The organism is Mycobacterium sp. ITM-2016-00317 (assembly GCF_002968295.1).
Lineage (GTDB): Bacteria > Actinomycetota > Actinomycetes > Mycobacteriales > Mycobacteriaceae > Mycobacterium.
The window spans coordinates 354,848-379,950 of the sequence record NZ_CP134399.1 but is presented as its reverse complement, the minus strand read 5'-3'; the positions used below and the strand labels follow the sequence as shown (position 1 = coordinate 379,950).

The 25,103-nt window shown below is 67.6% G+C and carries 28 protein-coding genes and 4 pseudogenes; 24 read left to right on the top strand and 8 right to left on the bottom strand.

The genetic code is table 11. From position 1 onward, the window contains the following. Positions 1 to 81 precede the first annotated feature (81 nt). The 4 genes from C6A87_RS01790 to C6A87_RS01775 all read left to right on the top strand — a co-directional run bounded on the left by C6A87_RS01790 (position 82) and on the right by C6A87_RS01775 (position 4,279). Positions 82 to 1,095 carry an alpha/beta fold hydrolase gene (locus C6A87_RS01790; RefSeq protein WP_311115704.1) on the top strand — a complete coding sequence of 338 codons (1,014 nt, stop codon included), beginning with the start codon at positions 82 to 84 and terminating at the stop codon, positions 1,093 to 1,095. Beyond that, positions 1,092 to 2,006, top strand: a complete 915-nt coding sequence (locus tag C6A87_RS01785) for a metal-dependent hydrolase (RefSeq protein ID WP_311115703.1) — start codon at positions 1,092 to 1,094, stop codon at positions 2,004 to 2,006. The genes C6A87_RS01790 and C6A87_RS01785 overlap by 4 nt, the downstream gene beginning before the upstream one ends. Before the next feature lie 164 nt (positions 2,007 to 2,170). After that, a complete protein-coding gene (locus C6A87_RS01780) occupies positions 2,171 to 3,121 on the top strand; it encodes a PDR/VanB family oxidoreductase (protein WP_311115702.1) in 951 nt (316 codons plus the stop codon). Positions 3,122 to 3,133: 12 nt separating this feature from the next. Then, positions 3,134 to 4,279 (top strand): zinc-binding dehydrogenase, encoded by a 1,146-nt coding sequence (locus C6A87_RS01775; protein ID WP_311115701.1) that lies wholly within the window; start codon positions 3,134 to 3,136, stop codon positions 4,277 to 4,279. 177 nt (positions 4,280 to 4,456) lie between these two features. Here C6A87_RS01775 and C6A87_RS01770 read toward each other — a convergent pair whose 3' ends face one another. Next, positions 4,457 to 4,792, bottom strand: a complete 336-nt coding sequence (locus C6A87_RS01770) for a hypothetical protein (RefSeq protein ID WP_311115700.1) — start codon at positions 4,790 to 4,792, stop codon at positions 4,457 to 4,459. 201 nt (positions 4,793 to 4,993) lie between these two features. Between C6A87_RS01770 and ampC the strand changes: the two are divergent. Continuing rightward, positions 4,994 to 6,150: pseudogene (ampC, locus tag C6A87_RS01765) on the top strand (class C beta-lactamase). A 642-nt stretch (positions 6,151 to 6,792) separates the two neighbouring features. Here the strand turns inward: ampC and C6A87_RS01760 are convergent. Continuing rightward, a complete protein-coding gene (locus C6A87_RS01760) occupies positions 6,793 to 7,248 on the bottom strand; it encodes a hypothetical protein (protein WP_311115699.1) in 456 nt (151 codons plus the stop codon). Between the two features lie 20 nt (positions 7,249 to 7,268). Further along, the gene (locus C6A87_RS01755) at positions 7,269 to 7,637 is read right to left on the bottom strand and encodes a tetrahydrofolate dehydrogenase/cyclohydrolase catalytic domain-containing protein (protein ID WP_311115698.1); all 369 of its coding nucleotides are present in this window, start codon (positions 7,635 to 7,637) and stop codon (positions 7,269 to 7,271) included. Between the two features lie 229 nt (positions 7,638 to 7,866). Here C6A87_RS01755 and C6A87_RS01750 point away from each other — a divergent pair, with 229 nt between their 5' ends. From C6A87_RS01750 to lysE, 5 genes are all read left to right on the top strand, one after another. Then, on the top strand, positions 7,867 to 8,214 hold the full coding sequence (locus tag C6A87_RS01750; protein ID WP_311115697.1) for a hypothetical protein: 348 nt from the start codon (positions 7,867 to 7,869) through the stop codon (positions 8,212 to 8,214). Positions 8,215 to 8,305: 91 nt separating this feature from the next. Further along, on the top strand, positions 8,306 to 9,052 hold the full coding sequence (locus C6A87_RS01745; protein ID WP_311115696.1) for an SDR family oxidoreductase: 747 nt from the start codon (positions 8,306 to 8,308) through the stop codon (positions 9,050 to 9,052). A gap of 45 nt (positions 9,053 to 9,097) precedes the next feature. Then, a complete protein-coding gene (locus C6A87_RS01740; protein WP_311115695.1) occupies positions 9,098 to 9,379 on the top strand; it encodes an SDR family NAD(P)-dependent oxidoreductase in 282 nt (93 codons plus the stop codon). Between the two features lie 15 nt (positions 9,380 to 9,394). After that, a complete protein-coding gene (locus C6A87_RS01735) occupies positions 9,395 to 9,901 on the top strand; it encodes an SDR family NAD(P)-dependent oxidoreductase (protein ID WP_311118150.1) in 507 nt (168 codons plus the stop codon). Positions 9,902 to 10,122: 221 nt separating this feature from the next. Continuing rightward, a complete protein-coding gene (gene lysE / locus C6A87_RS01730) occupies positions 10,123 to 10,731 on the top strand; it encodes an L-lysine exporter (protein WP_311115694.1) in 609 nt (202 codons plus the stop codon). 135 nt (positions 10,732 to 10,866) lie between these two features. Here lysE and C6A87_RS01725 read toward each other — a convergent pair whose 3' ends face one another. Continuing rightward, positions 10,867 to 11,028: a hypothetical protein gene (locus tag C6A87_RS01725; protein WP_311115693.1), complete on the bottom strand. Its 162-nt coding sequence runs from the start codon at positions 11,026 to 11,028 to the stop codon at positions 10,867 to 10,869. Positions 11,029 to 11,042: 14 nt separating this feature from the next. On the opposite strand from C6A87_RS01725, the gene C6A87_RS01720 reads away from it, so the two are divergent. The 10 genes and pseudogenes from C6A87_RS01720 to C6A87_RS01675 form a co-directional block, all read left to right on the top strand. After that, a complete protein-coding gene (locus tag C6A87_RS01720; RefSeq protein WP_311115692.1) occupies positions 11,043 to 11,291 on the top strand; it encodes a hypothetical protein in 249 nt (82 codons plus the stop codon). A gap of 72 nt (positions 11,292 to 11,363) precedes the next feature. After that, complete coding sequence (locus C6A87_RS01715) at positions 11,364 to 11,486, top strand: hypothetical protein (protein WP_311115691.1); 123 nt, start codon at positions 11,364 to 11,366, stop codon at positions 11,484 to 11,486. After that, positions 11,483 to 12,604, top strand: coding sequence for a putative sulfate exporter family transporter (locus C6A87_RS01710; protein ID WP_311115690.1), 1,122 nt, complete (start codon positions 11,483 to 11,485; stop codon positions 12,602 to 12,604). Before C6A87_RS01715 ends, C6A87_RS01710 begins: the two co-directional genes overlap by 4 nt. Positions 12,605 to 12,617: 13 nt before the next feature. Further along, the gene (locus tag C6A87_RS01705) at positions 12,618 to 13,565 is read left to right on the top strand and encodes an ABC transporter substrate-binding protein (RefSeq protein ID WP_311115689.1); all 948 of its coding nucleotides are present in this window, start codon (positions 12,618 to 12,620) and stop codon (positions 13,563 to 13,565) included. Positions 13,566 to 13,577: 12 nt separating this feature from the next. Further along, positions 13,578 to 14,261 (top strand): queuosine precursor transporter, encoded by a 684-nt coding sequence (locus C6A87_RS01700; RefSeq protein WP_311115688.1) that lies wholly within the window; start codon positions 13,578 to 13,580, stop codon positions 14,259 to 14,261. Positions 14,262 to 14,442: 181 nt separating this feature from the next. Further along, a complete protein-coding gene (locus C6A87_RS01695) occupies positions 14,443 to 15,114 on the top strand; it encodes an allophanate hydrolase subunit 1 (protein ID WP_311115687.1) in 672 nt (223 codons plus the stop codon). After that, positions 15,111 to 16,007, top strand: a complete 897-nt coding sequence (locus C6A87_RS01690) for a 5-oxoprolinase/urea amidolyase family protein (RefSeq protein WP_311115686.1) — start codon at positions 15,111 to 15,113, stop codon at positions 16,005 to 16,007. The genes C6A87_RS01695 and C6A87_RS01690 overlap by 4 nt, the downstream gene beginning before the upstream one ends. A 33-nt stretch (positions 16,008 to 16,040) precedes the next feature. Next, complete coding sequence (locus C6A87_RS01685) at positions 16,041 to 16,583, top strand: GNAT family N-acetyltransferase (RefSeq protein WP_311115685.1); 543 nt, start codon at positions 16,041 to 16,043, stop codon at positions 16,581 to 16,583. A 141-nt stretch (positions 16,584 to 16,724) separates the two neighbouring features. Then, positions 16,725 to 17,867 (top strand): uroporphyrinogen-III synthase, encoded by a 1,143-nt coding sequence (locus tag C6A87_RS01680; RefSeq protein WP_311118149.1) that lies wholly within the window; start codon positions 16,725 to 16,727, stop codon positions 17,865 to 17,867. Continuing rightward, a pseudogene (locus C6A87_RS01675) lies at positions 17,864 to 18,529 on the top strand (sirohydrochlorin chelatase); the annotation flags it as partial. The gene C6A87_RS01680 and the pseudogene C6A87_RS01675, both read left to right, overlap by 4 nt. 5 nt (positions 18,530 to 18,534) lie before the next feature. Here C6A87_RS01675 and fdxA read toward each other — a convergent pair. From fdxA to nirB, 3 genes and pseudogenes are all read right to left on the bottom strand, one after another. Beyond that, positions 18,535 to 18,888, bottom strand: coding sequence for a ferredoxin (gene fdxA, locus C6A87_RS01670; protein WP_311115684.1), 354 nt, complete (start codon positions 18,886 to 18,888; stop codon positions 18,535 to 18,537). Positions 18,889 to 19,015: 127 nt separating this feature from the next. Continuing rightward, positions 19,016 to 19,375, bottom strand: coding sequence for a nitrite reductase small subunit NirD (gene nirD / locus C6A87_RS01665; protein ID WP_311115683.1), 360 nt, complete (start codon positions 19,373 to 19,375; stop codon positions 19,016 to 19,018). Positions 19,376 to 19,377: 2 nt separating this feature from the next. Next, positions 19,378 to 21,893: pseudogene (gene nirB / locus C6A87_RS01660) on the bottom strand (nitrite reductase large subunit NirB). 202 nt (positions 21,894 to 22,095) lie between these two features. On the opposite strand from nirB, the gene C6A87_RS01655 reads away from it, so the two are divergent. Together C6A87_RS01655 and C6A87_RS01650 are read left to right on the top strand one after the other, a co-directional pair. Further along, on the top strand, positions 22,096 to 22,539 hold the full coding sequence (locus C6A87_RS01655) for an Hsp20/alpha crystallin family protein (RefSeq protein ID WP_311115682.1): 444 nt from the start codon (positions 22,096 to 22,098) through the stop codon (positions 22,537 to 22,539). Between the two features lie 61 nt (positions 22,540 to 22,600). Further along, positions 22,601 to 23,032 carry a hypothetical protein gene (locus tag C6A87_RS01650; RefSeq protein WP_311115681.1) on the top strand — a complete coding sequence of 144 codons (432 nt, stop codon included), beginning with the start codon at positions 22,601 to 22,603 and terminating at the stop codon, positions 23,030 to 23,032. 4 nt (positions 23,033 to 23,036) lie between these two features. On the opposite strand, the pseudogene C6A87_RS01645 reads toward C6A87_RS01650, so the two are convergent. Next, a pseudogene (locus tag C6A87_RS01645) lies at positions 23,037 to 23,794 on the bottom strand (isocitrate lyase/phosphoenolpyruvate mutase family protein). A gap of 103 nt (positions 23,795 to 23,897) precedes the next feature. Between C6A87_RS01645 and C6A87_RS01640 the strand changes: the two are divergent. Both C6A87_RS01640 and C6A87_RS01635 read left to right on the top strand, forming a co-directional pair. Continuing rightward, positions 23,898 to 24,200, top strand: a complete 303-nt coding sequence (locus tag C6A87_RS01640) for a hypothetical protein (protein ID WP_311115680.1) — start codon at positions 23,898 to 23,900, stop codon at positions 24,198 to 24,200. 61 nt (positions 24,201 to 24,261) lie between these two features. Further along, positions 24,262 to 25,083, top strand: a complete 822-nt coding sequence (locus C6A87_RS01635; RefSeq protein WP_311115679.1) for a hypothetical protein — start codon at positions 24,262 to 24,264, stop codon at positions 25,081 to 25,083. Positions 25,084 to 25,103: the final 20 nt, after the last annotated feature.

Below are 25,103 nucleotides of genomic sequence, written 5' to 3'. Positions count from 1 at the left end.
CGCCTGAAGACAAGTTTCTGCGGGTCCTGCTTGTAACGCTTGCACGCAATGTCACACCAGCGCCGAACTACGGAAATCGACATGCCCAGAACCCCTGCTTCCGATCCAGCCGCCGCATCGGATCATGCCGATCGCCTCGTGCTGACAGCATCGACCACACCTGAGGCCACGCCGGTACTCATCGCCAACAACGCCACCCGGCCAGCAGAACCAACCCGATTCGCGGATGCCACCGACGGCGTCAAACTCGCGATCTACGAGTACGGCAGCCGTGATCGGCCCACTGCCCTGTTCGTCCATGGATTTCCCGACGACCACACCGTCTGGGAACCAGTGATCGCTCTGGCAGTCAGCGACTACCACGTGGTCACCTACGACGTGCGCGGTACCGGGGCATCCGGGCAACCCGCCAACCGAAACGGCTACGCGATGTCCCAGCTGCGCGACGATCTCGCCGCCGTGATCTCTGCGACCAGCCCCGAAGCACCTGTCCACCTGATCGCTCACGACTGGGGATCGATCCAGAGCTGGTCCGCGGCCACCGATCCATCGTTCGCCGACAGACTCGCGTCTTTCACATCCATCTCCGGTCCGAGCCTGGACATCGCCGGCATTTGGTTGCGACAAGGGCACCGCCACCCACGGAACTTCCTCCGTCAACTCGCCCGTTCCTGGTACATCTTCGCCTTCCAAGTACCGTTCCTCCCAGAGGCCTTGGTACGCCGCGGCGTGGTCGAGAAAATGGTCTCCCGATCTGAGAGCATCGGCGTGCCTGCCGACCGGCGACCTCCGGCTCGACGGCGGCACCGCGACGCGGTGAATGGAATCGAGCTGTACCGCGCCAACTTTCGCCACCTGCTGCGACCCCGGCCAGATCGCGTTGTGTGTCCGGTGCAGGTGCTTGCCCCGACGGACGACGCCCACGTCACGGTGCCGCTCGGTCTCGAAGCACCACAACCGTTCGTCGACAGGCTGCACACCCGAGAAATCCCGGGCAACCATTGGGTGGTGGAGCAGAACCCCACGCTGATCACCACCCTCGTCACCGAGTTCATCAACACCGATTTCAAGGACCCGAACGGAGATGCGAGATGACGGCACCCTCGCGCCACAGCGACCCCAGCAGGGTCGCACTTCACGCCCGCAATGTGAAGTTCGATTGGGCCGGTTTGCCGTTCGAGTGGATCCCGGGCGAGCGCTTCTCCTCGCACTACATCAACGTCCTTCATCTACTGCTGCCCGAAGGCGAACGCTGGTTCGTGAAGGTGTTCAGCGAGATTCTGCCGATGATTCAGGACGACCAGCTACACGAGGACCTCGTCGGATTCATCGGCCAGGAAGGCGTCCACGCCGCCTCCCATCAAGGGGTCCAGGACTACTTCACCGCGAACGGCCTCGATGTCCGGCCGTACGTCGCCGAGATCGAGGCCCTGTTCCGCAAGATCCTCGGGGACCGCGACCTGGAGGGCCAGGCCCGAGAGGAATGGTTGATCGAGCGCGCCGCGATGATAGCCGGAGTGGAGCATCTCACTGCGGTGCTGGGCAATTGGAGCCTCAACTGCCCCAAGCTCGATGCACTCAAATCGAACGAGACGATGTTGGACCTGCTCCGGTGGCATGGCGCGGAGGAAGTCGAACATCGCACCGTCGCCTACGACGTGTACAAGCACATCGACGGTAGGTACTGGCGCCGGATCCGCACGTATGCGGTGGGCGGCCTCCTGCTCTTCTCCCTGTGGTGGCGCGGGGCAAAGTTCATGATGGAGAACGACCCCACCGTCCCGGCCTCGGCGAAACGTTCCCGCGCCAGCATCTTCAAGCTCATCAGCGCCGAGGCCCGTCACGTCGTTCCCGGCCTCGGGACGTTTGTGAAAGCCTCGTGGAAGTACTTCCTGCCGACCTATCACCCGTCCCACGAGGGCTCGACGTCGCAGGCCGTCGCCTATCTGGCGAAGTCGCCTGCGGCGATGCGTGCAGATGCTCTTGCGAACGCCCAGGCCTCATGAGAGCAAGTGCACACCAAACGAATCGAGGTCGAAACGCCGATCAGCCCATTGGCGACACACCCGGGACCGAAATTCCGGACGCCTTCATCCTCCGACTCTTCGAGGCAGTAACCGGGAAATGGTGGATCAAAGCCGCACAGCGTTCGGCCCGCGGCCGTTTCCCCGTGGCCGCCGTCGATCGTGATCTACGTGTTCGGGTTGCGCGCGTCAGCGAGGAGGCTAACGACGTCCGGGCGGTGTGGTTCACCCGCACCGACAACGAACTGTTTCCAGCCTGGGATCCCGGCGCGCATGTCGACGTCGTGCTTCCCAGCGGCCGGACGCGCCAGTACAGCCTCAACGGCGACCCCGACGATCTGCGCACGTATCGCATCGCGGTTCGCCGGATCGACGAAACCCGCGGTGGCGGTGGCGGTTCGGCAGAGGTCCACGCCCTTGAGGTCGGGCAGGCGCTGACGTTGAAGGGACCGCGCAACGCGTTCCCGTTCATCAACTCGCCCCATGGCTACCTGTTCGTCGCCGGCGGCATCGGCATCACACCGATCCTGCCGATGCTGCGCGATGTGGCCCGACGCGGCGACCCGTATGTCCTCATCTACACCGGCCGCGACCGCGCGTCCATGCCCTTTCTCGACGAGATCGCTGAAATCGCGGGCCACCACGACGTCCACATCTGGCCCGACGACGAGTACGGCGCACCTGACGCCGGCAAGATCATCGCCCTCGCTCCAACCGGTGCCGCGCTCTACACATGCGGACCGATACCGATGATCGAGGCCATCCGTGCACAGATCCCGGATCCACACATCGACACACTTCACTACGAACGGTTCAGTCCGCCACCGGTCCTCGGCGGGGAGGCGTTCACCGTCCAACTCGCAACGTCGGGCGTGGAGGTACTGGTCAAGTCCGACGAGTCAGCGCTCACGGCAATCCGGCGCACCAAACCAGGACAGGCCTACTCCTGCCAGCAGGGATTCTGCGGCACGTGCAAGGTGCGGGTGCTCGGCGGTCAAGTTGAGCACCGCGACAACGTGTTGACCGACGACGAACGCGCCGACCACATGATCCTGTGCGTCTCTCGCGCTCAAGGCTCCATTGCTATCGATGCTTAGGAGAACGACCCGATGAAGGCCATCGTCTGCATGGAAGGCGAGCTCAGCGTTCGCGAGGTGAAGACACCCGAACCGGGTCCGGGCCAAATCCTGATCAAAGTACTGCGGACCGGAATCTGTGGATCGGATCTACACGCCGCCAAGGACGCCACCGAGTTGCACTCGTTGATGCTCGAGTCGGGTTATACGACGGCGATCCTTCCGCACCAGGAGGTCATTCTCGGCCACGAACTCCTCGGCGAGGTGGTGTCCTACGGCCCGAAGACCCGAGGCCGCTGGGCCGCCGGTACGACGGTGACAGCGCTGCCCATACTGCACACCGACGCCGGAATGCATCTGACGGGCTTCGACATTCACGCAGCGGGCGGCTATGCCGAATACACCCTCGTGGAGGAGGCGCTGACGTTCCCCGTTCCCGACGGCGTCTCGCCCGACAGAGCCGCGTTCACCGAGCCGCTCACCATCGCACGGCATGCCGTCCGCCGATCGGGAATCAGCAAGAAACGCCCCGCCGTCGTCATCGGCTGCGGCCCGATCGGCCTGGCAACGATCCTGATGCTCAAAGCCGCCGGTGTCAGGGAGGTCATCGCCTCCGACCTTTCGCCCGGGCGGCGCAAGCTCGCAGCGCAGTGCGGTGCCGACGTGGTCGTCGACCCCAAGGTTCAATCGCCCTGGGACGCTCTCACGATCACCGATCCGGTGAACTCGACGCCAGAGCTCCTCGCGTTCGCACTCAAGATGACCAAAGCCGTGCGCCGCATCCCGTGGCTATCGGTGGAGAGGGCGCTTTTCGGTGCCGATCAACTCGGGAAATCTCCCAGCGGCCCAGTGGTATTCGAATGTGCCGGCGTCCCCGGAATGATCGATCACATCATTGCCAATGCGCCACTACGCTCGCTGGTGACAGTGGTCGGCATGTGCACCGAAGTCGACACGTTCCGACCAGCTGTGGCCCTGAGCAAAGAGATCGACCTGCGCTTTGTCTTCGGTTACGACCCAGCGGAATTCAGTCAAACCCTCGGCATGATCGCCTCCGGTGAGGTCGACCCGTCACCCCTGCACACCGCGACGGTGGGCCTCGACGGCGTCGCACGGGCATTCAACGACCTCAGCGATCCCGAGCACCACGCCAAGATCCTCATCGATCCGACGCGGTGAGTGAGCAGACACTCAGAGTTACCCGGCACACAAACTATTTCGACATAATCGGTTGCACACATCGTTTAGGTGGCGTCGGCGATTACCGCATCCGTGAGCGCGGGCGGACGTTAGCAGTAGCGACCAGTCGAATCCATGCCAGCACAGGACAAACGTGCCGATGATGGCGGCAGACGTTCACGCGCCAGTGGGGCGCGGCACCCCGGCGAACGCCTCCAGTAGAGACCAACTCAGGTCTGCGACTGTCGCGACAACACACGTGGTGATCAACGCGTGGGCCACGTCTTCATCAACCTCGGTCTTCGCCGCTTGGCGGGCGGAGTGAACGATCGAACCGAGAAAGACGCACAGTCCCGCGGCGGCGGTCACCGCGAGTGCGGTACCGATCCATAGTGGAAGTGAGTCGTTCGTGTTGTGTGCGATGACGGCACCGATGACGCCGAGCAGGTAAGCCGTGAAGCTGAGGACGGCGGTCGCCCGACGGGACACTTCGGATCCCAGATTGCGTTCCAATCCATCGATTTCGAGGTCCCGGCGCGCGCTCGTGAGCGGACGCCAGCGGCACGTCCATGTCGAACGTATCGACCCCGGTTGAATGCGCGCCAGTCTCCAGCTTCCTCAGAACCCCCGAACTTCCACCGTGTGCTCGTTGGGTTGACTGCCCACGGTCGATACCATCGTGGGGTGTCCCCTGCAGCGACCAGAAAACCGTCGATCATCGGCAGGGTCTGCTTCGTATTGGCCCTGTTAGGGGCAAGCATCGGCACTGCCCCGACCGCGTCAGCCGATGCGGTCGCCGATGCGGTCGCCGACGCCGTCGGGCGCGCGTACGCACCGCTGCTCGACCGTTATGACGTGCCGGGTATCTCGGTGGCCGTCACGGTCGATCGCCGCCAGCATTTCTTCGAGTTCGGCGTCGTATCCAAGCAGACACAGGCACCGGTCACCAGGGACACCCTGTTCGAGATCGGCTCGGTGAGCAAGACATTCACCGCGACATTGGCCGGCTACGCCGTGGCGCAAGGAGCGTTGAGCCTGGGCGAACGTCCCAGCCAGCACGTGCCGGCATTGGCGCAGGCACACCCCTCGACGACGCCCGGCTCACAAATCTGGGCACCTACACCGCGGGCGGCCTACCGCTACAGTTCCCCGAGTCCGTCACCGACGACGAACAAATGGTCGCGTATTTCCAGCAGTTCAAGCCTAGGGCGGCACCCGGCGAGCTGCGACAGTACTCGAATCCCAGCATCGGACTGTTGGGCCACATCGCAGCACTCGCCCTACAGGGCGATTTCACCCACCTGCTGCAATCGCAGATCATGCCCGGTCTCGGCCTCGCCCGCAGCTTCGTGAATGTGCCGGAAGAAGCGATGAACTCCTACGCGTGGGGTTACGACAAGAACAACGAGCCGGTTCGGGTGAACCCGGGAGTTCTCGACGCCGAGGCGTATGGCGTCAAGTCGACGGCCGCGGACATGATCCGCTTCATCGAGCGCAACATCGACCCCGACGAACTCGAGCCCATGATGCGTCAGGCCGTGAAGGGCACCCAGATCGGCTACTTCGAAGTCGGCCCCATGGTGCAGGGCCTCGGCTGGGAGCAATACCCGTACCCGGTGCCTGTCGAGGTGTTGCTGGCCGGCAATTCAACGAAGATGGCGATGGGTCCACAACCCGCGGCGCCGGTTCCCTCGCAATCGATTCGCCCAGCGGGATTGTTCAACAAGACGGGGTCGACCGACGGCTTCGGCGCCTACGCCGCTTTCGTGCCGGACCGGCGCATCGGCATCGTGATGCTGGCCAACAAGAACTTTCCGATCCCCGCCCGCGTCACCGCCGCGCACGCGGTGCTCAGCGCGCTGGCGCCCTGAATTTCGCCATGCCGTAGAAGGCCGCGACTGCGACCGAGGTCGGAGTGGAGTCCGCCCTCAGACCCGCGGACTCGCCTGCGGGCCGATGTCGACAGACCGGTGAGGCAGCGACGCTCGAGAAGTGCTCAGACGTCTCGTTGCGGCCGCCGCCATCGTCCTGTCGCTCGGTGCCGCGCCATACCGCCGTCTCTCAGCCGGCTACCGACACTCCTGCGGAATGGTCACACCCTTTTGCCATCCAAGATGTCGTTCACGACATCGTGCGACACTCCAGTTGGCAAAACGACACGGAGAATGGCGACCTACAGCCAAAATGTAGATTGCCAAACTCCGTGTCATATTGCTATGGCTCTAGCTGCGGGTTTCCCGTTGTGCCACAGCGATGTCAGAAGGATACTTGCCATTCAAATGTCGAATCCTGTTACCGTACGGTTGTTCAGCTCGGGACTGGCGGCGACTGGTGACTCCTAGCCGCATTCCGATGCTCAGCCGCAACGGCGAGGCGCGGGCTGCGCAGCACGATAACTGCGAGCAAATGAGCCAGTGTTCTTTTTGTTGAGCGTCGACAAGCGCAAGACCCACCCAGCAAGGACGACCCCTCACAGGTCAGGAGTCAACCAAACTGGGGGCAGTCCCGGGCTTCTACTCGACGCTGTGAGCGGACTCTGCAGCCTCGACGGTTTGGGCGAGCAGGACCGCGATAGTGGTCGGCCCTACGCCGCCGGGAACGGGGGTGATGAGTCGGGCACGTTGGGTGGCCGCGGTGTACTCGACGTCGCCGACGTTCCCGGGGTTGTAGCCGGCGTCGATGACGACGGCGCCGCACTTGATCCAGTTGCCCTTGATGAGTTCGGGCCGGCCGACTGCGGCGACGACAATGTCGGCTTCACTGACCACGCTGGCGAGATCGATGGTTTTGGAGTGGCAGTAGGTCACCGGCGTGGCGTGCCAGGAGCAGCATCCCGACCGGTTTGCCAAGGATGGGGCTGCGGCCACTACGACGGCGCGTTGCCCGGCGGGATCGACGTCATAGGCGTCGAGTAGGTGCATGATCCCTGCGGGAGTGCAGGAAGCGAATCCCCTGTCTCCCAGTGCCATTGCTGCGAACGATGCGCCAGTCACGCCGTCGACGTCCTTGGTGGGGGGATGGCTTCGCATACCTGCCGTTCGTCGATCTGGGGCGGCATAGGGTGCTGAACCAAGATGCCGTCCACGGTGTTGTCGGTTGCGAGCTGCGCCACAAGTGCAACTACATCCGCAGTGGCGGCGGCCTCGGGGAGCCGATGTGCTTGGGAGTCCAGGCCGACGGTTCGGCATCGGTTTGTCTTCATCCGCACGTAGGTGTGCGAGGCGGGGTCATCGCCCACCAGGACGGTCGCGAGGCGCGGCTTTCGGCCCGTGATATCGGCGAACTGTGTGGCACGGACAGCAGTGTCGGCCAGGATTCGGTGTGCAACGGCGATGCCGTCGATAACGTCGGCGCTCACGAAGTTCTCCTCAGTTGAGAGGAGCACCCAGGCGTTCGATGCTTCCGCGTTTTGCTTCCTGGTGGTGTCCCACCTGCGCCAGTCGCGTCGACACCATCGTAGCGATGCGCCCCTGGTGTCTCGCTTTCTAGAGATCTGAGGTCAAGAAAATCCAGTCACCTGGGCGGGCCGGAGCGAGTGAAGCGCTCCCACGTCGGCTGCCGTGTGATGCCGAGCGCCGCGGCGATCCGTGACCACGCCACCCCGCGCTGCCGAAGCTCGGCTACACGTAGTCGACCTGTCCGCCGACGAACGTGACTTCACTGAGCAACACGTCACGCATGACGCCGGCTACGCCGCGATGCGACTGGTGAACTGGCTGGTGACCAGTGCCGGCGAGGTGCCGGACCCGCCCGGTGGCGGCCCCGTCGCCCGCAACAGGTACGTGCAACAGTGCGCCGCTGGTCGCATACCCGATGACGTGCCACCGGCGGTCGCCGCGATCTTGGCCCGGCACGCACCCGCCGCCGCGGCGATGAACGCCTTCTACTGGAGACTGTTCGACGGCGACCTCCACGCCGAGTACCCCGGTATATGAGCAAGATTGAGCCGATGCCCCCTGACCGCTGTCTCGTGGTGTCCAAAAACGAGACAGCACAAGGATTTGCTCATCGCTTATGCTCAATGGCGTGTCTTTCGTGGGCGAGGTCGCTTTGGTCACCGGTGCTACGAGAGGGATCGGCGAGGCCACGGCAATGCTGTTGGCCCAGCGCGGGGCCCGCGTGCTTGTCAGCGGCCGCGACGAGGAGCGCGGGAATCGCGTCGTCGAAGACATCCGCACAGCCGGGGGTACTGCTGACTTCATGGCGGCCTCGTTGCTCGACGCTGAGAGCTGCCAAGCCCTGGCAGCAAAAGCGCTGGATCTCACCGGCCACGTCGACATTCTGATCAATAACGCTGCTATCGCCACCTTCGGTGCCACCGCAGCCATCCCGGAGGCCGACTTCGACGACTGCTACGCGCTTAACGTCAAAGCACCGTTCTACTTGGTCGGTGCGCTCGCACCAGCCATGGTTTCGCGTGGCCACGGTGTCATCGTGAATGTCACCACGATGGTGGCGTCCTTCGGTACCGCCGGCTCAGCGGTTTACGCATCGAGTAAGGCCGCGCTCAATCACTTGACCAAATGTTGGGCCGCCGAATATGGGCCCCAAGGCATTCGGGTCAACGCAGTCGCGCCGGGCCCGACATTGACCGACAACGCCAAAGCCGTGTTCGGTGAAGACGGACTCAACAAAATGATGCGCCAAGCCCCCGCACGGCGCGTGGCCACTCCCGATGAAATCGCCGAATCGATCGCCTACTTGGCGAGCGATCAAGCCAGCTTCATCCACGGCGCGATCCTGCCCGCAGATGGCGGACGCACCGCTACGTAAGCGCTGCCGCCTCGATCCCGTAGGACGAGCCTGGATGATGAGTCGATGCTGAACGGGAAGGTTGTCATGATCACCGGCGCCGCGAGCGGAATCGGCGCCAGCGTGGCGCGACTCCTGCACCAGCGCGGCGCACGGCTAGTGCTGGTCGACATCGACGAGTCCGGCCTTCATACCCTGGCAGGCGAACTTGGCACCGAGGTCCTTGCCTGGGGCGGTGACGTCACCGACTTCAACGCAATGCAGGCAGCCGCCAAGACCGCACAGGCACAATTCGGTCAATCGACGTTGTCGTCGCCAATGCCGGCATCGAGCACTGGGCGCCAGTGAGCACCGTCGAGCCGGCTGCCTTTCGAGAGGTCATCGAAAACCAACCTAATTGGAGTCTTCAACACTGTCCGCACAGCTCTGCCGTCGCTCATCGACTCCAAGGGTTACGTCCTGGTGGTGGGATCGGTGTCGTCCTACACGGCAGTGCCCGGCATGGCCGCGTACGGCGCGAGCAAGGCCGGTGTTGACCACTTCGCAACCATATTGCGAATCGAACTAGCCCACCACCACGTCGACGTCGGATTGGCAAACATGTCTCTCATCGACACCCCGATGCTGCGTCAAACACAATCGTTTTCAACAGGTTTCAGCGCGGTGCTGGCAGCATTGCCAGGTCCGTTACGTCGCCCCGTTACTGCCGATAAGTGTGCAGCGTGGCTGGTGAACGCAATCGAACACCGCCAACGCAATGTCAGCGTCCCGAGATGGGTCGCTGCCGCGCGCTGGCTCAAACCAGCCCTCTCAACCCGCATGGCGGAACGCCCACTACGTCGACGGTTCGCACAAATCGAAGCAAAGTGATGCTATCCGCAACGGCGAGCCGCATTGCGCCGCAAAATGTCTGCACACTTTGTCGGTCTCTGCCTAGACAACCCAACGAGCGCAGCACCAGACTTCAGGCGGCCAGCCACCAAAGTTGTCGTATCGGACCGCGCATGGTGCTGAAGTTGATTAAGCATTGCTAATCACAGTGAAGAATCTTTAGCTGTACTGCACTGGTCGGGAGTCCTAGCGTCAAACGCGTGAACCCTGCCTACGTCGTCGTCCTCAGCGGCTTCGCCACCACCATGGCGCTGATCGCCGCGATCGGCGCGCAGAACGCGTTCGTGTTGCGCCAAGGCATCCGCGGCGAACACGTGCTCCCCGTCGTCGCGGTGTGCACGCTGTCGGACCTGCTGCTGATCGGCGCGGGCATCGCGGGCTTCGGCGCACTGATCGCCGCGCATCCCGACGTCGTCACCGTCACGAAGTTCGGCGGCGCCGCGTTCCTGATCGGGTACGCGCTGTTCGCGGCCCGCCGCGCCCTCACCCCGGGCGCGCTCACCCCCGCCGACGCCGCCCCGGCGCGGCTTGCCGCGGTGCTGGCCACCTGCCTGGCGATGACGTTCCTCAACCCGCACGTCTATCTGGACACGGTGATCCTGCTCGGCGCGCTGGCCAACGAACACCAGGACGGCAAATGGTTGTTCGGGGCCGGAGCGGTGGCCGCCAGCGCCGTCTGGTTCAGCGGCCTGGGGTTCGGCGCCCGCCGCCTGCGCCACCTGTTCGCGTCACCGAAGACCTGGCGACTGCTCGACGGGGCGATCGCCGCGACGATGCTCGTGCTGGCCGTGTCGCTGGTGGTGCGCTGAGCCGGCCGAAAAGTATCGCGCTGTAACGCCAGGCACTAGCCTCGTCGATGTGACCGTTGTGCAGGTAGTCAAATTCGCGGCTGTGAACGCGCTTCTGGGCGGCGCCGCGCTGGCTGCCGCCACCCAGGTCGGCGCTCAGCCCCTTCCGGTGGACCCCGCGCTGCCGCCCGCCCCGCCCATCGCCGCCGCCGCGCCGATGCCCGATGCGGGGGCTCCGGCTCCTGCGCCCGTGTTCGCGTACACGCCGGGCACCCCCGGCGACGTCCCGCCGCCGGCGCCGCCTCCGGCCTGGCCCACCGGCCATCCCGCCGGTGCCGAACGCGAACTTCGGCAACACCGGACAGTTCGACTTCCTGCGCGACCTGTGGAACATGCGCAACTCGACCGAGTTCTTCCAGTCGATGGGCCCCGGCTCGCTGGATCCCGCCACCTGGCAGCCGCCCACCCCGTATGGCACCCCGCCGCCCGCGCCCGTGATCGCGCCCGGCTCGCCCCCGCCGCCGGCCTCCGCGCCGCCACCGGTGTGGCCGCCCATTCCCGTGCCGGCACAGGTCCCGTAGCGCCCCCCCCTTTTCACTCTCGCTGAGCACAACCCGCGACCGGCGGGGCGCTCGCCCCTACGGTCCGGTCTCATGCCCGAAACGCAGGACTCCACCCCGCGACGCCTCAACGAGGACTGGCTGGCCGTCATCGTCGGCCTGACCCTGCTCGCGCTCGTGCTCGTCGGTGTCATCCCCGGGAGCCTGATCCCGTGACCGAGGACACCACCCAGGCGCCCGACCAGGAACGCGACGTCCGGTCGGCCGGCATCTGGTACGCCGTGGCCGGTGTGCTCGCCGTCCTGATCCTGGGCGGCGCGACCCGGTTCCTGGAGCAGCAGGTACCGCAGTGGGCCGACGGGACCGCGTTCGAAGGCCTCGCCAAATCGATCGAGTTCCCGGTCTACGCCATCGCGCTGGGCCTGATCGGCAACGCCGTGCTGTCGCGGCTGGCGTTGCGCGACGCGCTGTCGGCGGGCTTCCGCACCGAGTTCTTCATCAAGACCGGCCTGGTGCTACTCGGCGCGTCGATCAACCTCAAACTGCTGGTCACCGCTGCCGCACCCGCGATCGTCCAGGCGCTGCTGCTGATCACCGTCGTGTTCGGGTTCACCTGGTGGCTGGGCGGACGGCTCGGCCTCGACGACAAGCTGCGTGCGCTGCTGGCCTCGGCGGTGTCGATCTGCGGGGTCAGCGCGGCGATCGCGGCGGCCGGAGCCGTGCAGGCCAAACGCGAGCAACTGGCCTACGCGGCATCGCTGGTCATCGTGTTCGCGCTGCCGTCGATCTTCCTGCTGCCGTGGCTGGCCCGGCTGTTCGGGCTGCCCGACGCGGTCGCAGGCGCGTGGATCGGCGGCAACATCGACACCACCGCCGCGGTCGCGGCGGCAGGCGCGCTGGCCGGTGAGGACGCTCTGCAGATCGCCACCATCGTCAAGACCACCCAGAACGCGCTGATCGGCATCGTCGCGATCGCGCTGACCGCGTACTTCGCGCTGAAGGTGGAACGGAAACCCGGCGCCCAGGCCCGGCCGTCGCTGGGCGAGTTCTGGCAGCGGTTCCCGAAGTTCGTGCTCGGCTTCATCGCCGCATCGATCATCGGCACCCTGTACCTGGCCAACGGCGGCGACAAGTCGACCATCACCACCGTCAACGACCTGCGCACCTGGTTCCTGATCTTCGCGTTCGTCGCGATCGGCCTGGAGTTCTCCCTGAAGGGCCTGCGTGAGGCCGGCTGGCGGCCGGTCGCGCTGTTCGCCTCGGCCACCGTGGTCAACATCGTGGTCGCGCTCGGCCTGGCGCTCGTGTTGTTCGGGAACTTCCAGCTCGGCTAGTTAAGGTGACCGGGTGCCCACGTTGGCGTCCCGCCGCCGGTTCCTGACGATGACAGCCGGCGCTGCGGCGCTGCTGACCGCCTGCGGCTCCGAGAAACCCGGCACGGTCGCCTCCGACGGCTCGGTGACCGTCCGGCACGCGTTCGGCGAGACCCGGATCCCCGCCCCACCGACCCGGGTGGTCAGCGCCGGCCTGACCGACGCCGACGACCTGCTGGCGCTGGGCGTCGTGCCGATCGCGGTGACCGACTGGTTCGGCGCCGAACCGTTCGGCGTGTGGCCGTGGGCCCGGCAGCAACTGGGCGACGCGCAGCCTGTGGTGCTGTCGCTGGCCGACGGCGTGCAGATCGAGCAGATCGCGGGGCTGACCCCCGACCTGATCGTCGCCACCGACGCCGGCCTGGACCAGGAGACCTACAACCAGCTCTCGGCGATCGCACCGACCATCCCCCAGTCCGGTAGCCAGGCGTTCTTCGAGCCGTGGCGCGACCGCGCGGGCGCCATCGGGCAGGCGGTGTTCCGGCACGACGACATGAGCAACCTGATCGCCGGCGTGGACGCCGCGTTCGACGCCGTCAAGGACAGCCACCCGCAGTTCTCCGGCAAGAAGGCGCTGCTGCTCGGCGGTGCGCTGGTCCGCGACGGCGTGCCGGTCAGCCGCCCCGCGTGGCGCAGCGAGTTCCTGACCCGGATGGGGCTGACGGTGGTGGAGACCGACGCGTCGATCCCGCGGGATCAGATCGCCGACGTGCTCGGCGCGGCCGACGTGCTGATCTGGACCACCGAGAGCGACCAGGAGCAGGCCGCGCTGCTGGCCGACCCGGCGATCGCCGCGCTGCCTGCCAGACGCCACGTGTTCACCGGCAAGGAGCTCGCGGGTGCGGTCGCCTACGCGTCCACACTGTCGTATCCGGTCCTTGCCGACCGATTGCCGCCGATGCTGGCGGGCGCGCTCGGCTGATCTAATTGGCCTGTGACAGACCCCGCCGACCAGCACGCCTCGTTCGCCCGCGTCGGGTCCGCCTACTACCCGGTGCTGGTCGCGGTGTTCACCGCGCTGGTGATCATCTCCAACGTCACGGCCACCAAGGGTGTGGAGTTCGGCCCGATCATCACCGACGGCGGCTTCATCGTGTTCCCGCTGACCTACGTGATCGGCGACGTGCTGTCCGAGGTGTACGGGTTCAAGGCCGCGCGGCGTGCCATCTACACCGGCTTTGCGATGAACGCCCTTGCTGCCCTGGCGTTCTGGGCCACCATCTATCTTCCCGCCGCCGACTTCTATCCCAATCAGGAGCACTTCGAGAACGTCGTGCACGCCTACACCGGCCTGATCGTCGCCGGGCTGGCCGGCTTCCTGGTCGGCCAGACCCTGAACGCGTGGTCCCTGGTGCAGATCAAGGAGCGCACCAAGGAGAAGCACCTGTGGGCGCGGCTGGTCGGGTCGACGTTCGTCGGGCAGCTCGGCGACACCGTGGTGTTCTGCGCGATCGCCGCGAGCGTCATCGGCATCACGTCGTTCAGCGACTTCCTGACCTACACCGCGCAGGGCTGGCTGTACAAAACCCTGGTCGAGGTCGCGCTCCTGCCGGTGACCTACCGGGCGATCGCGTTCATCAAACGCCGCGAGCCGACCTACCAACCGCTGAGCGCCTGACCCGGTTCCGTTGCCGAAATTGCGTTCCACGCGCGAAAGTCCGAGTAGGGAGCGCGTGGAATGCAATTTCGCCGACGATCTTGGTCGCCGATCTTGAGTCTTCGGTAAGGACGCTCTGGCAAGGTTCAGAGAGCTTCGCCGAGCGGGTTTCGCAGAACCTACTCGACGGTAACGTTGGCGTATGAGCGTGACTGCGGATGCGACAGACACCGTGCGCAGCGACGGCGCACACCGAATTCTGGACTACGGCGACCGGGCACTGCTACTTGAGTTCGACGGCAGCGCAGAGGTTCTGGCATGGACCGACGCCATCCGGGCGGCCGAGCTGCCGGGGGTGGAGGACGTCGTCCCCGCCGCGCGGACAGTGCTGGTGAAGCTGGCAGGCGGCCGGTACCAGGCGCCCACCCGGCAACGGCTGGCCGCGGTGCAGCCCAGCGACCAGGCGCTGGCCGAGGCGGAGCCACCGGACACCCCCGACGTCGTCGTCGACGTCGTCTACGACGGTGAAGATCTCGACGAAGTGGCCCGGCTGACCGGGCTGAGCCGCGACGAGGTCGTCGCGGCGCACACCGGGCGGCTGTGGCGGGTCGGCTTCAGCGGCTTCGCCCCCGGTTTCGCCTACCTGGTGGGCGGCGACGAACGGCTCGCGGTGCCCCGCCGGGCGGAACCGCGCACCAAGGTGCCGGTCGGCTCGGTCGGGCTCGCCGGCGAGTTCAGCGGCGTCTACCCCCGGGAATCCCCCGGCGGCTGGCAGCTGATCGGCCGCACCTCCGCGGTGCTGTGGGACGTCGACCGGGAGAACCCCGCGCTGCTCACGCCGGGGATGTGGGTGCGGTTCGAGGCGGTTTCATGAGCGCGGTGACCCTGGAGATCCTGCAGCCGGGCCCGCTCGCGCTCGTCGAGGACCTCGGCAGGCCCGGCATGTCCCACCTGGGCGTCACCCGCTCGGGCGCGGCGGACCGGCGCGCGCACACGCTGGCCAACCGGCTGGTGGCCAACCCCGACGACCGCGCGACGGTCGAGGTGACGATGGGCGGGTTCACCGCCCGAGTGCACGGCGGCAACGGCGAAGGCGTCGCGATCGCGGTCACCGGAGCCGACACCGACCCGGCCGCCAACGGAGTCCCGTTCGGCTCCAACAGCATTCACTACGTCCACGACGGCGAGGTGATCTCGCTGGCCGCCCCGCGCACCGGCCTGCGCTCCTATCTGGCGGTCCGCGGCGGCATCGACGTCGAACCCGTGCTCGGCTCCCGCAGCTACGACGTGATGTCGACGATCGGCCCGGTGCCGCTGCGCCGCGGCGACACGCTGAAGGTCGGGGCGCACACCGACGACTTCCCCGAACTCGAGCAGGCCCCCGTCGCGGCGATCGCCGGCGACGTCCTCGAGCTGCGGGTGGTGCCGGGCCCGCGCGACGACTGGTTCGTCGACCCCGACGTGCTGGTCCGCACCAACTGGCAGGTGACCAACCGCAGCGACCGGGTCGGCATCCGGCTGGTCGGCATGCCGCTGGAGTACCGGTGGCCGGACCGTCAGCTGCCCAGCGAGGGCGCCACCCGCGGCGCCATCCAGGTCCCGCCCAACGGCTTCCCGGTGATCCTCGGCCCCGACCACCCCGTCACCGGCGGCTACCCGGTGATCGGTGTCGTCACCGACACCGACATCGACAAGATCGCCCAGGCGCGCCCCGGGCAGACCGTGCGACTGCACTGGTCCCGGCCCCGGCGCCCGTCGCGGGACTGACACCGCCGCGGCAACGCTGGTAGAACCACAGGTGTGCGCGCACGCCTGGTCCACACCTCCGACCTCGACGACGAGACCCGCGAGGACGCCCGCCGGATGGTCATCGACGCGTTCGACGGCGACTTCGCCGACGACGACTGGGAGCATGCGCTCGGCGGCATGCACGCGGTGATCGCCCAGCGCGGCGAGGTGATCGGGCACGCGGCCGTCGTCCAGCGCCGCCTCTACGTCGGCCAGGACGCGCTGCGCTGCGGGTACGTCGAGGGCCTCGCGGTCCGGGAGGACCACCGCGGCCAGGGCCTCGGTCATGCGCTGATGGACGGCGTCGAACAGGTGGTGCGCGGCGCCTACCACCTCGGGGCGCTGAGCACCACGGAGCTCGGCGAGCCGCTGTACACCGCCCGGGGTTGGGTGCCGTGGCGCGGGCCGACGTCGGCGCTGGCCCCTGACGGGCCGACCCGCACCCCCGAGGACGACGGATCGCTGTACGTGCTGGCGGGGACCCTGCCGCCGTCGATGACGCTGGACCCCACCGCGCCGATCGCCTGCGACTGGCGCAACGGGGACCTGTGGTGACGTCCGGCCGACCTCACAGCGGCACCCGACCGGCGGTGAACGGAATTTCATCCCACGAGCGGGCGCGACACCATTGCGCAACAGCCGGTTAATCCGGCCGAAACACCACCTGCATAGACATTGGACATGAGTGAGCCGGGCATGAGTCAGCCGGACTGGGCGCCGCTCACCGGCTTCCGCGTTGCGGTCACCTCCGCACGGCGCGCCGACGAGTTGAGTGCGCTACTGCGGCGCCGCGGGGCGACGGTCACCAGCGCCGCCGCGATCGACATGGTGCCGCTGCCCGACGACGACGAACTGCGTCAGCACACCCGCGCGCTGATCGAGACACCGCCCGACATCGTGATCGCCACCACCGGCATCGGCCTGCGCGGCTGGATCGCCGCCGCCGACGGCTGGGGCATGGCCACCGAGCTGACGACAGCGCTGAGCAAGGCCCGGATCGTGTCCCGCGGCCCCAAGGCCACCGGCGCACTGCGCGCCGCCGGGCTGCCCGAGGAGTGGTCACCGGAATCGGAGTCCTCCCGCGAGCTGCTGCACTACCTGGTCGAGGGCGGTATCGCCGGCACCCGGATCGCGGTGCAGCTGCACGGCGCCACCGCCGAATGGGACCCGTTCCCGGAGTTCCTCGACGAGCTGCGCGCCGCAGGCGCCGAAGTGGTGCCGATCCGGGTGTACCGCTGGCATCCGGCGCCGCGCGACGGCGACTTCGACCAGCTGGTGGCCGGCATCGCCGAGCAGAAGTTCGACGCGGTCAGCTTCACCTCGGCCCCGGCGGTGGCGTCGGTGTTGTTGCGCGCCACCGAGATGGGCCTGGAGGCCGAGGTGCTCTCGGCGCTGCGCACCGGCGTGCACGCGATGTGCGTCGGCCCCGTCACCGCGCGACCGCTGGTGCGGCTCGGGGTGCCGACGTCGGCGCCGGAGCGGATGCGGTTGGGCGCGTTGGCCCGTCACATCACCGACGAACTTCCGCTGCTGCAGGCGCGCACCGTGCGGGTGGCCGGGCACCTGCTGGAGATCCGCGGCACCTGCGTGCTGGTCGACGGCACGGTCAGGGCACTGTCGCCGGCGGCGATGGCCACCATCCGCGCGCTGTCGCTGCGGCCGGGTGCGGTGGTCTCGCGCACCGACCTGCTGCGGGCACTGCCGGGCAGCGGCACCGACACCCACGCCGTCGAGACGGCCGTGCTGCGGCTGCGTACCGCGCTGGGCGACAAGAAGATGGTGTCCACCGTGGTCAAGCGCGGCTACCGGCTTCCCGTCGACGAGGCGTTCGCGTCGTGAACCTGGTGCTGGTCGCCCACGGCACCCGCAAGCAGAGCGGGGTGGCGCTGATCGCCGACCTGGCCGCACAGGTGGCGGCGACGCTGCAGCGGCCGGTGCGGGTCGCGTTCGTCGACGTCCTCGGCCCGACCCCGGCCGAGGTGCTCGCCGCCACGCCCGGGCAGCCGACCGTGCTGGTGCCGGCGTTCCTGGCGTGCGGCTACCACGTCCGCGTCGACATCCCCGCCCACGTCGCGGCCGGCGGTCACGACGACGTCGTCGTCACCCGGGCGTTGGGACCCGATCCGGCGCTGATCCGGGTGGTGGTGGACCGGCTCGTCGAATCCGGTTGGCACCCTGATGATTCTGTGATCCTGGCGGCGGCGGGCACGTCCGATCCGGGGGCGATGCGCGATCTGCACACCACCGCGACGTGGCTGTCGGCGACGCTGGGCACCCGGGTGGAACTGGCGTTCGCCGCGACCGGGGGACCCCGCATCACCGACGCGGTCGCCGCGGCGCGCCACACCGGCAGGCGGGTGGTGGTTGCGTCATACCTGTTGTCGGACGGGCTTTTCCAGGACCGGCTGCGCGCCGCCGGCGCCGACGTGGTGACCGAACCGCTGGGCACTCACCCCGGGGTGACGCGGTTGATCGCCAACCGGTTCCAGCGGGCCGGGTTCGACACTCAGGGGTGCGGCGTGGTCGACGGCGGCAGCGCCGCGACCAGCGGGGTGTCGGCGCCGACCCGGCCGAGCTTGGACGCGCCGCCGGGATCGCCCAGCGGCGCGTCACGCCCCGGCAGCGTCAGCGCGAAGAACGCGGCGTTGTCCTCGAGGAAGGCCATCTCCTCGTCGGGCAGGTCGGTCTCGTAGTAGATGGCGTCCACCCGGCACGCGATGCGGCAGGCGCCGCAGTCCACGCACTCGTTCGGGTTGATGTACATCGCACGATCGCCCTCGTAGATGCAGTCCGCCGGGCACTCCTGCACACAGGACTTGTCGACGATGTCCACACACGCGCTGCCGATCACGTAGGTCATGCCGTCGAGGTTAGGAAACCCGCGCCCGCAGGACAGGGGCCGAAAGTCCCTAGTTGGGTCACGCCGAGATTGCGGTCTGCGCGGCCGAATCCCGAAAAGGCCGCGTGGAATGCAATTTCGGCGGGATTCAGCAGGCGATCTGGACGTCGCCGGCCGGGGTGATCCGCGTCTCGTAGACGGGCAGCGCGCGGTCAGGATCATCGAGGCAGGTGCCGTCGTCGAGTGCGAACGCCTGCTTCTTGATCGGCGACTGCACGGTGGCGCGCCCGGCGCGGTCGCCGACGATGCCGCGCGACATCACCGCGGCGCCGGAGAACGGGTCGATGTTGCCGACCGCGTGCAGGCTGCCGTCGTCGAGGCGGAACAGCGCGGCCTGCTCGCCCCCTGGCAGCAGCACGCCGACGCCGCGGTTGGGGATCAGGAAGTCATACCGGCAGGCCGTGGTCCAGACCGTGGTTCGCCCGGGCGCGTCATCGAGCAGCGTCATCTCTACCTTCCCACCTTCGGCATGCCGATCGGCACCTTCCGCCCGGCACGCTGCTCGAACGTGACCGTCGGGTCGGGCACGTCGGGGGCGTTGACGAACGACACGAACCGCGACAGCTTGTCCGGATCCTCCAGCACGCCCTTCCACTCACATGCGTAGCCCTCGACGTGGCGGGCCATCGCCGCCTCGAACTCCTCGGCCAGACCCAGCGAGTCGTCGCAGACGACCTCACGCAGGTGCTCCAGGCCGACCTGCTCCACCCAGGGCGCGGTGCGCTGCAACCGATCCGCGGTGCGGAGGTAGAACATCAGGAACCGGTCGATGTAGCGGACCAGGGTCTCGTCGTCGAGGTCGCCGGCGAGCAGCTCGGCGTGCCGCGGGGTCATCCCGCCGTTGCCGCCGACGTAGAGGTTCCAACCGGTCTCGGTAGCGATGACGCCGACGTCCTTGCCGCGGGCCTCCGCGCATTCCCGAGCGCAGCCCGACACCCCCATCTTGATCTTCTGCGGGGCGCGTAACCCGCGGTATCGCAGCTCCAGGTCGATCGCCATCTGCACCGAGTCCTGCTGCCCGTACCGGCACCAGTCGCTGCCCACGCAGCTCTTCACCGTGCGCAGCGACTTGCCGTAGGCGTGTCCGGACTCCATGCCGCCCTCGACGAGGCGGCGCCAGATGTCGGGAAGCTGATCGACCCGGGCACCGAACATGTCGATGCGCTGGCCTCCGGTGATCTTGGTGTAGAGGCCGAAATCCCGTGCGATCTCGCCGATCAGGATCAGGTGCTCGGGGGTGATGTCGCCACCCGGCACCCGCGGCACCACCGAGTAGCTGCCGTTGCGCTGGATGTTGGCCAGGAAGTGGTCGTTGGTGTCCTGCAGGGAGGCCTGTTCGCCGTCGAGGATGTGCGTCGAGCCCGTCGACGCCAGGATCGAGGCCACCACGGGTTTGCAGATGTCGCAACCCTTTCCGGAGCCGAACCGAGCGACGAGCCCGGAGAACGTCCGGATCTCGGTGGCGCCGACGATCTCGAACAGTTCGGCGCGCGACTGGGAGAAGTGCTCGCACAACGCCTTCGACTGTTCGACGCCCTCGGCCTCGAGCAGCTGCTTGAGCAGCGGTACGCAGGAGCCGCACGAGGTCCGGCCTGCGTGCAGGCCTTCAGCGCGGGCACGTCGCGGCACCCGCCCGCGATCGCGCCGGTGAGCTCGCCCTTGGTGACGTTGTTGCAGGAGCAGATCTGCGCGCCTGCGGGCAGCGCCCCGACGCCCAGTTGCACTGTGCCGCTGGCTGATCCGGCGGGCGCCAGCAGCGCCAGCGGATCCCCTGGCAGCTGTTCGCCGACCATCGGGCGCAGCAGGCCGTAGGCCGAGGCGTCGCCGACCAGGATGCCGCCGAGCAGTGTCGTGGCGTCGTCGGACAGGACGAGCTTGGCGTAGGTCCGGTTCACCGCGTCGTTGACCACGACCTCGAGGCAGTCCGGCGTGGCGCCCATCGCGTCGCCGAAGCTGGCGACGTCGACGCCGAGCAGTTTGAGCTTGGTCGACATGTCGGCCGTGCCGAACTCAGCGGCCCCGCCCAGCAGACGGTCGGCCACCACCTCGGCGCTGGTATAGCCCGGCCCGACCAGCCCGTAGCAGCGACCCTCGATCGCGGCCACCTCGCCGATCGCATAGATTCCGGGTTCGGCTGTGGCGCAGGCGGTGTCGGTGAGCACCCCACCGCGGGGGGCCAACGCGAGGCCGGCGTCACGGGCCAGCTCGTCGCGCGGGCGCACACCGGCGGCGAAGATCACCACCCCGGCCTCGATGGTCCGGCCGTCGCCGAGGGTCACCTGCGCACCGCTGGGCGTCGGGTCGATCCGCTCGGTGCCCACCCCGGTGTGCACGGCGATGCCCAGCTCGGTGATCATCCGTTCCAGCAGCGCACCGCCCGCCTCGTCGAGTTGCTGGGCCATCAGCCGCGGCGCCATCTCGACCACGTGCGCGCGCACCCCGAACCCGCGCAGCGCATTCGCGGCCTCGAGCCCGAGCAGCCCGCCGCCGATCACCACGCCCGTGGCGTCCGCGCCCGCGGCGGCCAGCGCGCGGCCCGCGTCGGCGCGGATCGCGTCCAGGTCGTCGAGGGTGCGGTACACGTGGCAGACGGGCAGTTCGTGGCCAGGCACGGGCGGCACGAACGCGGACGAGCCGGTCGCCAGGACCAGCGCGTCGTAGGAGATCCGGGCGCCGTCGGCCGTCGACACCGCCCGCGCCGCCGGGTCGATCGCCGTCACCCGGCAGCCCAGCCGGACCTCGACCAGCGGATCGCCGGCGTAGTCATTGCCCGGCAGCGCCAACCGGGCCCGCTCCCAATGGTCGGTGTAGCCGGTCAGCCCGACCCGGTCGTAGGCCGGGTCGCGTTCCTCGGCCAGCACAGTCACCCGCCAGGTGTTCGCGGTGTCGCGGGACCGCAGGGCCTCGACGAAGCGGTGGCCGACCATGCCGTGGCCGACGACCACGGCGTGCGAGGTGGGGGACATGACGGCAACGTTAGGAAGCCGATATTGCCGTCGTGTCGCGCCGTGTGAAGCAGCCATCACGGAGTGCTCACGGCAACGGCCTCGCGGCTGTGAGCAATCGTTCGCCGACCGCGAACGCCGGCCGGGAACATGAGCGTGGTCCACTCAAGTTTATTCATGTGAAACCGGAATCGACCGGTTCCCGAGCAAGGAGAGATGAAGGATGAGCAGCGTAGCTATGTGCAGGCGGCCGGCGTGGAACACCGATCGTCTCGTCCGGGAGTTCTTCGCCCCGGTCACCACCGGTGAGTGGGCCAAGGGCGTCAACCCCGCCGTCGAGGTCACCAAGGACGGCGACGACGCGGTGATCCGCGTGGACCTGCCCGGTGTCGACGTCGAGAAGGACGTCAACGTCGAGATCCACAAGGGCCGGCTGGTGATCCACGGTGAGCGCCGCGACCAGAAGACCGAGGAGCACGAGGACGACGGCGTGGTGCGCACGTTCAGCGAGGTCCGGTACGGATCGTTTCGCCGTTCGTTCGCTCTGCCCGCCCACGTCACCAGCGAGGCCGTGTCGGCCGCGTACGACGCAGGCGTGCTGACGGTCCGGGTCGCCGGAGCCCACAAGGGCGCCGAGCCGCACCGCATCGCCATCGCGAGCAACTGAACGACAACAACTACCGGTAGCGGTGGGGACCACAGGTTCCCACCGCTACTGTGCTTTCTCCATGAGCACACCGTTGCCCGTGGACACCGCGCTGACCGTGCTCGCCGCCGGCCTGATCTTCCTGTGGGCGCTGGCGCTGGGCGTCTGGAAGTACCGGCAGATGGCGACCAGCGCCGATCACCTTGCCCATCCCTACGTCGACATCGCCCACCGCGCCGCGCTGCTGTACGCGTTCGCGACGATGTTGCTGGCGGTGTTCGTCGAACTCAGCGCCTGGCCGACGTGGGTGAACCTGACCGCGGCGGCCGTGGTGGTCGCGTTCTTCGTACTGGCCATCGCCGCCTATGTGGTCCACGGGATTCGGCGCGACACCACCAACCAGTTCGAACAGATCGACGGCACGCTGCGGGTCGCGATGGCAGCGCTGATCGTCGGCGAGATCGGCGGCACCGCCGTGCTGGTCGCCGGGTTCGTCGCCGGGCAGTTCTTCTAGGCCTTTACGTCCAGCGGCCCAGGATCTCCCGGGACCGCTCGGCCAGCGCCGCCTGCCAGAACGGGCCGAAGCTGATCCGGGCCACCCCGAGCGGTCCGTACGACGCCGGATCGGAGGCCTCCGGCCGGGCGATCGCGTTCACCGGCAACGGCAACTCCGACGTCAGCTTCTTCATCACCTCCGGCGGATGGACCCCCACCGGGTACAGCACGTCGGCGCCCGCGTCGGCGGCCTCCCGCAGCCGGGCGATCGCGCGGTCCACCCGGTTGGACTCGTCGCCGTCCTGGCGCAGGAACAGATCGGTCCTGGCATTGACCACCACGTGCACCCCGGCGTCGTCCGCGGCCGCCCGCAGCGCGCCGACCAGTGCGGCGTGTTCGCCGGACGACCGCAGCCGGCCTCCGTCGCCGTGCACGGTGTCCTCGATGTTCAGCCCGACCGCACCGACCGACAGCAGCCCGTCGATCAGCCGGGCCGCTGCTCGCCGTAGCCGGATTCGATGTCGACCGACACCGGCACGTCCACCGCGGCGGTGATCTGGGCGACGCGCGTCAGCAGGTCGTCGAAGCTCATGCCCTCGTTGTCGGCCTTGCCGACCGAGTCGGCCACGGGGTGGCTGCCCACGGTCAGCGCCGCGAAGCCGGCGCCGGTGGCCAGCCGCGCAGACCACGCGTCCCACACCGTCGGCAACACCACCGGGTGGCCCGGCCGGTGCAGCGCCAGGAGCGTCTCGGCCCGCCCTTTCAACACCTCATCGGTCACGACTTCTCCTCATTAGTGATTTGTCTCACGCCCAGCATCCGTGATTTAGCTAGCATCGGTTGCGTACTGTGATCCATGACACCCTTCAGCCAAAGGAGGTCGTTTGTCCACCACAAGCACCACCGAACTGGTCCAACTCCACGAACTCATCGGAAGCCTGCGGCGTTGCGTCACGTCGCTGGCCTCACGCTACGGGGACAGCCCGGCCACCCGCCGGATCGTCAACGACGCCGAACGCATCCTCAACGACATCGACCGCCTGGACATCGACGCCGAGGAGCTCGAACTGGCCCGCGGGGTCAGCCGGCACCATCACGTCGCCGAGCGGATCCCCATCCCAGACACCCAGTACGACACCGATTTCTGGCGCGGCGTCGACGACGAAGGCCTCGGCGGAACCCACTGAGCCACGCGTGCCGCCTCCGGGCGGCACGCGCGTCGGGGCACAACTTCATCGAAAGGTAACCGTGAGCGCACCCACCGCCGACCGCAAAGCGACCGGCGTCTTCTCGGCCGGCCGTGCCCAGATCGCGCAGCGCACGCTGCGGACCGACCGGTGGTGGCTGTCACCGCTGATCGTCAACCTGGGCTTCGCCGCGTTCATCATCTACGCGACCGTCCGGGCGTTCATGCAGAAGTGGTACTACGTCGAGGAATACGGGTACCTGACGCCCTTCTACTCGCCGTGCGTGTCGACCGGGTGCATCCCGGAGGCCAGCCACTTCGGCCAGTTCCTGCCGGACTGGCCGATCCTGCCGTACGCGGCGCTGTCGCTGCCGTTCCTGTTGCTGTTCCGGTTGACCTGTTACTACTACCGCGGCGCCTACTACCGGTCGGTGTGGCAGTCGCCGACCGCCTGCGCGGTGGCCGAGCCGCACGCCAAGTACACCGGCGAGACCCGTCTCCCGCTGGTCATCCAGAACACCCACCGCTACTTCTTCTACATCGCCGCGATCATCTCGGTGATCAACACCTACGACGCGATCATCGCGTTCCACAAGCCCGACGGCGGATTCGGATTCGGCCTGGGCAACCTCGTGCTGCTGATCAACGTCATCCTGTTGTGGACCTACACGGTGTCGTGCCACTCCTGCAGGCACGTCGCCGGCGGCCGTCTCCGGCATTTCTCCAAACACCCTGTGCGGTACTGGCTGTGGACCCAGATCAGCCGGCTCAACGTTCGGCACAAGACGTATGCCTGGATCACCCTGGGCACGCTGATGTTCACGGACTTCTACGTCATGGCCGTGTCGGCCGGATGGTTCCCTGACCTCAGATTCATTGGCTGACAACTTAATCAAGAGACAAG